Raw genomic sequence first — 6,050 nt, 5'->3', positions numbered from 1 at the left:
ACAGGGCCGGACCAAGCGAACGGTCCGGACGTGTGCGATAAAGCCATGCCTTGAAGCGGTTGATCATGTCGGCCCCTCCTGAAGACTTCCGCTGAGACGGCCAGTTGCTTCGCTGGCTGGCGTCACCCAACCCGCACGGTGAACTCATTGCCGCGGCCTTCGTCGATATCGAGCGAGCGGGAGAAATAGCCATTGGCGGGAGAGCGGACGTAATCGAGATAGTCCTGCGCAAAGGCGTTTTCACCGAGGATCACAGCGCCGGGCGTCAACCGCGGCTCGATCAGTTTGAGCACCGGCAGGTACAGCGAAAACGCGCCATCGATCGATAGAACATCAACCTCGCCGCCGACGTCCTTCAGCGTGTCGAGCGCATCGCCCTCGCGGATATCCACCAGGTCGGCCAGCCCGGCCGCTTCGAGGTGAGCCCGCGCCCGCGCCACTTTGCTGGGCTCTAGCTCGGTGCCGATCAGCTTTCCGCCGCCATTGTCGCGAAGCGCAGCCGCAAGATAGATGGTCGAGACTCCCATCGACGTGCCGAACTCGACGATCCGGGTCGCCCTGCGGGCGCGCGCGATCGCGTAAAGGAAGCGGCCATAGGCCGGGGAAATCGCCAGGAAATGATCGGCGTGCCCCCGATATGTCGTTCGATAGTTCACCCGTTCCTCGTCGACAAACCTGGCGGCCGCATCCTGCAGGGTTTCACCGGACGCCTCGAGCTGCGCTATCAGCTTGGTCATCATGTCATGATCCGCAGCGTCGGCTTCTGCGTGGAGTTTGTCGAGCGTCTCTGCGACGCGCTTGCTGCTCAGCGTTGTCATGAAAGTCCCTTTCGGTGATGCCGAGACCGTTTCGGTTTCGATTGTCCGTGAGAGTAAAGGGAAGCCGCATTGACGTCATTACGAAGTCCTGACAAATTATTATCCATTTGCGCCACACGGTATGGTCGATCGAACGATGCCCATTCTCACAGACAGCTCCGCTGCGTCCGACTGGATCGAGCCCGACGAGGTCGCGCGCCCGGTCGTCACGTATGGGATGGCGTCGGAGACGATCGGTTCGTTCGAGCTCGACATGCACTGCCATGCCAAGGGGCAGATCTTGCTGGTGCAGCGCGGTGCGCTGAGTTGCCGGGTGGAAGGCGGATTGTGGATCGTCCCGCCGCGAAGCGCCGTCTGGATACCAGGCGGCGCGCTGCACGCCATCAAGGCCACCGGCTCGCTCGAAGGCTATGCTGCGTTCGTCGCCGCCGGCTTCGACGCCGGCCTGCCGCAACGCTGCTGCACCGTCTCGGTGACGCCTCTGCTGCGCGAATTGCTGTTCCGGGCGGCTAGGCTGCCGTTGCTGTACGACCAGGACGGAGCGAATTCGCGTCTGATCGCGGTGTTGCTCGACGAGATCGCAGCCGCCGAAATCGAGGACCTGCATTTGCCGATGCCGGTCGATGCGCGGCTGCGTGCTTTGGTCGACCTCATGATGGCCGCGCCCTCCGAACGTTGTTCGCTGGAGGAGTGGGCAGAGCGCGCCGGCCTGAGCGAGCGGACGCTTGGGCGGCTGATCAGCCGCGAGACCGGGATGAGCTTCGGGCGCTGGCGCCAGCAGCTCGGCGTCATGCTCGCGGTGCAGTGGCTGGCCGATGGCGCCTCGATCCAGCAGGCGGCCGCCGATCTGGGTTATGAAAGCGTGCCGAGTTTCGTCACCATGTTCCGCAAGACGCTCGGCACGTCTCCGGGCAGATACATGGCGGAGCGTCATGCCGGCCGAAACGCGGGTTCTTAGTATCCAATGTCCTCTGTGCGCAGCGGACAGACGCAAAGGTAGCTTCAGGCTCGTCTCGACGGCGGCCTTCGTTACGCTTACCGACCGCTTCCGCCTTGACGATGATGGAACCGAAGAAGGTGACCCGAAGCCGCTCTGGCCGTCCCGACGCTCCGATCTCGGTCGAGGCCGAGTGCAGACATGCCTTGCATCTTCTTCGTTCCGCCGGCTTTCGAGCGGATAGCAGACGCTGCATACCGTTATCTTGGCCCACCCGAGTCAACTCGGGCGGGGCGTTCGTTCACTACCGAGCAGGATATAGAATGTCGGCAACACAAAGAGCGTGAATAGCGTCCCGACCAGCATTCCCATCACCACCACGATGCCGATTGCGAAGCGGCTCGCCGCGCCCGCGCCGGTCGCGAAGAGAAGCGGCACGAGGCCGGCTACCATGGCCGCCGTCGTCATGAGGATCGGCCGCATCCGCACCATCGCCGCCTTGAGGATGGCGGCGCGCTTTCCGGTGCCCTCGCGTCGCTGGATGTCGTTCGCAAACGCTACCATCAGGATACCGTGTTTCGAGATAAGCCCAATCAGCGTCACGAGCCCGATCTGCGTGTAGATGTTGAGCGTCGTGTACCCGAGCCAGAGCGGCACGAGCGCACCGCAGACCGCGAGAGGCACGGTAACGAGGATCACCAGCGGATCGCGGAAGCTTTCATACTGGGCCGAAAGCACGAGGAAGATCACGATCAGCGCGAAGCCGAAAGTAACGGTCAACCGGTTGCCTTCCTGCACGTACTGGCGGCTGTCGCCGAGCCAGTCGATGGTGACGCCCGGCGCACGCGGCAGCGACTCCATGAATGCAACCGCCTGGCCCATGGTCACGCCGGGCCTCAATACGGCCGAGAGAGTTGCGGCGTTCATCTGATTGAACTGCGGCAATCGATTGGGCTGCGGCATGACATCGAGCCTGATGAGGGTGGCGAGCGGCATCATCGCACCCGATCTGGCCCGAACGTAGAAGCGGCCGAGCGCATCCGGCGACACGCGGTCGGGTTGGCGGACCTGCGGTATCACGTCGTAGGATCGGCCATAATAGTTGAAGCGGTTGACGTAGTTTTCGCCAACGAGCACGGCCATGGTGTCGGCTATTGCCTGCATGGTGACGCCGACCTCTCCGGCCTTTGCGACGTCGATGCGCATCCGCGCCGTCGGACTATCGAAAGCGAGGTCGCTGTCGACAAACACGAAGAGGCCGCTGCGCCGTGCCGCCGCCTTCAGCACCTCCATTTCCTGATAGATTCCGTCGTAGTCGGCAGGCGAACGCAACACCATCTGGAACGGCAGGCCGCCCGTCGAGGCGGGAAGCGCCATCGGCTGGAACGGCGTGACCGAGGCGTCATGCACGCTTCTGACGGCTCGATAGAGTTGGGCCTGAATGTCGGTGGACGTTCGTTCGCGTTCACTCCACTCCTTCAGGATAATGCCGCCGAAGGCGTTGTTCATGCCATCGGTGCCCACGACGAAGAAGTTCGCCGCATATTCGGGTAAGGACCGAAAGATCCGCTGAACGTCGGCGGCTGCTGACGCCGTGTAGTCGAGATTGGCGTATTGCGGCGCTCGGACGGCGGTAAAAACGTATCCCTGATCCTCCTGCGGGGCGAGTTCACGTTTGGCGCCGAGGAAGAGCACCACGATGGCGGCGACCATCGCACCCGCGACGAGCAGCACGACAGACCGCATGTCCAGCGTTCGGTCGAGCACACGGCCGTAGGTGCCCGCAAGCGCCGTCAACAGGCGCTCTGCCAGCCGGGCAAAGCGGCTTTCGCTGGCCTTGCCGCTCAAAAGTTGCGAACACATCATCGGCGAGAGAGTAAGCGCGACAACTCCCGACACGACCACTGATCCGGCCAGCGTGAAGGCGAACTCCCGGAACAGACTGCCGGTCAGTCCCTCCATCAACCCGATTGGCGCATAGACGGCTGCGAGAGTGATCGTCATCGCGATGACCGGGCCTATAATCTCACGCGCCCCGGCGAGTGCCGCCTCGACCGGCGAATGACCCTCCTCGATATGGCGGTGGATGTTCTCGACGACCACGATGGCGTCGTCCACCACCAGCCCGATCGCCAGCACCATGGCAAGAAGAGTGAGCAGATTGAGCGAGAAGCCGAACGCCAGCATCAGCGCCGCCGTGCCTACCAGCGACAGCGGGATGGTGACGACGGGAACGACGACCACGCGCAACGAGCCCAGGAACAGGAAGATCACGACCACGACAATGAGAACAGCTTCGACGAGCGTCCGCAGCACCTCGTCGATTGAAGCGTTCACGAAATGGGCGACGTCGAACTGGTTCTCCACCTTGAGCCCGGGCGGAGCGACGATCTGCATGCTCGGGATCAGCGCCTTTGTCGCCGCCACGATTTCCAGAGGGTTGCCGTCGGGTGTCGGCGCGATTTTCAAATAGACGGCCCGGCGGCCACTCGCCCAACCGAGCGTCTTATGGTTCTGGCTACCGATCTCGACATCGGCGATATCGCGGAGCCGAACGAGGCCGCTGGCGCTCGTCTTGATCACCATCTCGCGGAAGTCGCCCACAGAGGTGGCGTCGGTCGTTGCCGTAATGCTGGTGATGCTCCGGTCGCTTTCAAGCTGCCCCGGCGCCGCCTGGACGTTGTTGGCGCGCAGCGCCGCCGCGACGTCGCCAGCCGTCAGATTGCGGGCGGCGAGCTTCACCGGATCGAGCCACACCCGCATGGCGAGCGCCTGCGCACCTGCGAAGTCAGCGGAGGCGACGCCCTTCACCGAGGTGATCAGCGGCTGACCGACCCGCGTGACGAAATCGGTGATCTGCGGGATCGTCAGCGTGTCGCTGACAAAAGCGATATACTGGACGGCAGAAGCGCCATCGGTGATCTTCGTGACGACGGGATCGAATGCGCCCTGCGGCAGGCGATATTTGACCTGCTGGACCTTGGACAGAACCTCGGTCATCGTCCGGTCCGAGTCCGCGTTGAGAACGAGCTTCGCCTTGACCTGGCTCTGCCCCATCGTGGAGGTCGAGGTCAGATATTCGATCCCGCTCGCGGTGGCGATCGCCTGTGCAATCGGCGTAGTGACGAAGCCTTGCATCACGTCCTGCGTGGCGCCGGGGAAGCCCGTCTCGACCGTGATCGTCGCGCTTTGCAGGTTCGGATATTGCCGCACCGGCAGCAAGAAGAACGCATTCACCCCCGCCAGCAAAATCAGCAGGCTGACGACGATGGACAGGATCGGCCGGTGAATGAAGAGATCGGTGAATCGCATCGCGCGCGCCTATTCCTTCGCCCTGGTGGCGGCAAGAGTGACGGCCGCGCCCGGCTGCACGCGGAGTTGCCCCGTGGTGATGACAACGTCGCCAGCCTCTAGGCCGCGCTCCACGACGACGTGCGCGCCAACCCTTCGGCCCGTCTCGACCAGCACGATCTCGGCCTTGCCCTTGCGGACCACATAGGCCGTGTCGCCGGACGGACCTGTTACGACCGCTGTCACAGGCACGAGGATTGCCTTGACGCGCGGCGGCAGGCCCACTTTCGCGGTGACATAAAGGCCGGGGCGGAGCGCGCCGTCCGCGTTCGCGAGCGTGGCCTGCACCGAAATATTGCGCGTCTCGGCTGCGACCACCGGCTCGATGGCGTTGATATGGGCTTCGAAGTCTCGTCCCGGCCAGGCATCGGTCCGCAGTACCACCTTGCCGCCGTTCACAAGCTTCGAAAGTTCCTGCTGGGGAACGGTGAAATTGACGTACAGCCGATCAAGAGCTGTCAACGTTACGAGCGGCTCGCCCGCGTTCACATATTGTCCGAGGTTGACGCGGCGCACACCCAGCCGACCGGCGAACGGCGCGCGGATGGTGCGTTGCGTGAGGCGCGCCTCAGCCAGTTGCACCGCCGCTTCGGCCTGCGCGAGTTCCGCCGCGCGCTGCTGGAGCATCTGGCGCGACTCAGCGCCCTTCGGTGCGAGGTCCTGCGCACGGTCGAACTGAAGCCGCGCGAACTCCAGTTTTGCCTTCGCCGTTTCGAGATCGGCGCGCTCTGGCGCATCGTACAGACGGACGAGTTCAGCCCCCTTTGCCACCTCCGCCCCGGCTTCGAAATCGATCGAGATCACGCGGCCCGCCACTTCCGGCGCGAGCGTCACTTCGTTCACTGACGAGAGGGAGCCTATGGCGTCCAACTCCTGAGGCAAGTTCTCGGGCTCGACGGTCATGGCCACGACCTCAATGGGAGGCAGGGCTTTGGAACCGGACG

At 63.6% G+C, this 6,050-nt stretch carries 4 protein-coding genes; 1 reads left to right on the top strand and 3 read right to left on the bottom strand.

Features of this window, described 5'->3' with window-relative positions:
* Window positions 1–122 precede the first annotated feature (122 nt).
* Window positions 123–818 (bottom strand): O-methyltransferase, encoded by a 696-nt coding sequence (locus tag QM659_RS16680; protein WP_415189285.1) that lies wholly within the window; start codon window positions 816–818, stop codon window positions 123–125.
* 136 nt (window positions 819–954) lie between these two features.
* On the opposite strand from QM659_RS16680, the gene QM659_RS16675 reads away from it, so the two are divergent.
* Complete coding sequence (locus QM659_RS16675; RefSeq protein WP_415189284.1) at window positions 955–1,776, top strand: AraC family transcriptional regulator; 822 nt, start codon at window positions 955–957, stop codon at window positions 1,774–1,776.
* A 258-nt stretch (window positions 1,777–2,034) separates the two neighbouring features.
* Here QM659_RS16675 and QM659_RS16670 read toward each other — a convergent pair whose 3' ends face one another.
* Window positions 2,035–5,067, bottom strand: coding sequence for an efflux RND transporter permease subunit (locus tag QM659_RS16670; protein WP_415189283.1), 3,033 nt, complete (start codon window positions 5,065–5,067; stop codon window positions 2,035–2,037).
* Between the two features lie 9 nt (window positions 5,068–5,076).
* Window positions 5,077–6,050 (bottom strand): efflux RND transporter periplasmic adaptor subunit (locus QM659_RS16665; protein WP_415189282.1); only part of this gene is annotated, 974 nt, incomplete at its 5' end.

It is taken from the genome of Rhodomicrobium sp., assembly GCF_047605405.1.
Taxonomy (GTDB): Bacteria; Pseudomonadota; Alphaproteobacteria; order Rhizobiales; family Rhodomicrobiaceae; genus Rhodomicrobium; species Rhodomicrobium lacus.
Note: the sequence above shows the minus strand (reverse complement) of the source record. Positions and strands in the feature narration are given on the sequence as shown.

What these genes read in the sequence shown, in the direction of transcription:
- QM659_RS16675 (WP_415189284.1), top strand. Translation starts at nt 955, where the DNA reads ATGCCCATTCTCACAGACAGCTCCGCTGCGTCCGACTGGATCGAGCCC.
- QM659_RS16680 (WP_415189285.1), bottom strand. Translation starts at nt 818, where the DNA reads ATGACAACGCTGAGCAGCAAGCGCGTCGCAGAGACGCTCGACAAACTC.
- QM659_RS16670 (WP_415189283.1), bottom strand. Translation starts at nt 5,067, where the DNA reads ATGCGATTCACCGATCTCTTCATTCACCGGCCGATCCTGTCCATCGTC.